General features: G+C 55.3%; 1 pseudogene. It reads left to right on the top strand.

Annotated features, from left to right (window positions below):
* Window positions 1-137: 137 nt before the first annotated feature.
* Window positions 138-1,730 (top strand): annotated as a pseudogene (locus RCH06_RS17795) (ATP-dependent DNA helicase); the annotation flags it as partial.
* Window positions 1,731-1,838: the final 108 nt, after the last annotated feature.

Raw genomic sequence — 1,838 nt, 5'->3', positions numbered from 1 at the left:
GATGCAGTTTGAGGAAAACTGGCTTGCGGCTCAGGCCCATCAAGCCCGTTCATGATCTCGGTTATGGGATACGGAATCCAGGGGCAAGGTCAGTTACCCATGTCTCCGGTCTATACACAGTTGAAGAGGTTTTTTCTATGAGCGGCATTTTGTCGCGGGCCACAGAGCAATTTATACCGCGTAGCGGCCAGACTGAGATGGCGCTCGCTGTGGCACACGCTATTGAGGATGGGCACGCTCTGGTCGTAGAAGCCAGCACTGGCGTGGGCAAAACGTTTTCTTACCTGGTGCCAGCCTTGCTGAGTGGAGAACGCATCTTGCTATCTACGGCAACAAAAGCGTTGCAGGATCAGTTATTTGGTCGCGATCTACCGCACCTGATTGAAGCGCTTGAATTGCCGGTACGCGCCGCTTTGCTAAAAGGTCGAAGCAGCTATCTATGTATTCACCGTATGGAAACGGCGCGCCATGAAACTTCTCTGTCAGACGGTATTTCGGTACGTTCTTTGGCGCGCGTTGAGCAGTGGTCGCAAGTGACGCGAACGGGTGATCTTGCAGAGCTTGCTGGCCTTGATGAGCGGTCTCCGATCATTCCCTTTATCACCTCAACACGCGACAATTGTCTGGGTTCGCAATGCCCGCGTTTTCGTGCCTGTCATGTGAATCAGGCGCGCAGGGAGGCGATGGCTGCAGACGTCGTAGTGATCAATCACCATCTCTTTTTCGCTGACCTTGCGGTTCGTGACTCGGGCGTAGCCGAGTTGTTGCCTTCGGTGAAAATTGCTATTTTTGATGAAGCCCACCAATTGAATGAAACGGGCGTGCAGTTTCTGGGTAACAACCTCACAACAGGCCAGTTACTCGACTTTTCCCGCGACATGTTAGCTGCTGGACTGCAACTGGCGCGCGGTTTGGTTGATTGGCAAGAAGTGGTTGGCGCTACGGAACAAGCGGCCCGTGCGTTGCGCCAGTGTGCCAGCAGTCATCCTCCAGGCACCAAGCTGCGTTGGACGGCAGCCGTGCCGGAAGGTCTGCTTGCCATTGACTGGCAGCAAGCCCTCGAAACTGTTCATGCGGCTTGTGCTCATGCATGCGCAGCGCTGGACACCGTTAGTGAGATCGCACCTGACTTTGTGCGACTTCATGAACGCGCAATTCGATTGGCAGAGCGGGTTGCAAGCTTTTGCAATGCTTGCGAGCCCGGTTTTGTGCGTTGGGTTGATGTGGGCCTGCAACTGCGTCTGGTCGAATCTCCACTGGATATTTCCAACGCAGTGAAAAGCAAAATGCTGGGTGCTTCAGGGGGAGGCGTAAAAACCTGGATTTTTACTTCCGCCACTCTTGGTCATGATGAGAAGCTCAGCTGGTTCACGCAGTCCTGCGGTCTGGAAGAAGCGCAAGTGCTGCGAATTGGAAGCCCTTTTGATTACTCGCGCCAGTCGGCGCTGTACGTGCCGGGCAACTTTCCCAAGCCCGGTGATGTGGCTCACTCCGCAAAAGTTGCCGAATGTACGGCTGCCTGGTTGCGTCAACTGGGCGGCCGTACCATGGTGCTGACAACCACTTTGCGGGCCTTGCGAACGATTGGCGAGGCGCTTCAGGCAACTTTTGGGCAGTCTGGGAATATTCAGGTTCTTGTCCAGGGCAGCATGCCTAAACGAGCCCTTATTGAACGCTTCCGAGAGGGTGATTCGCTGGGCGGAAAAGGCTGCGTTTTAGTTGCGTCGTCGTAAGCGGCTGGCCAGTAACCGTCCGACGAACACCATTCTTGCGCCGGGTTGATGAGCCGGGCAGTATCCGGGGAGTTGCCCACCACGATGGTGTGCACTTAACCCGGA

This window comes from Polaromonas sp. CG_9.5 (genome assembly GCF_035984465.1).
Taxonomy (GTDB): Bacteria; Pseudomonadota; Gammaproteobacteria; order Burkholderiales; family Burkholderiaceae_C; genus Polaromonas.
The sequence above is the reverse complement of the archived record's forward strand: the minus strand, read 5'-3'. Positions and strand labels throughout refer to the sequence as shown.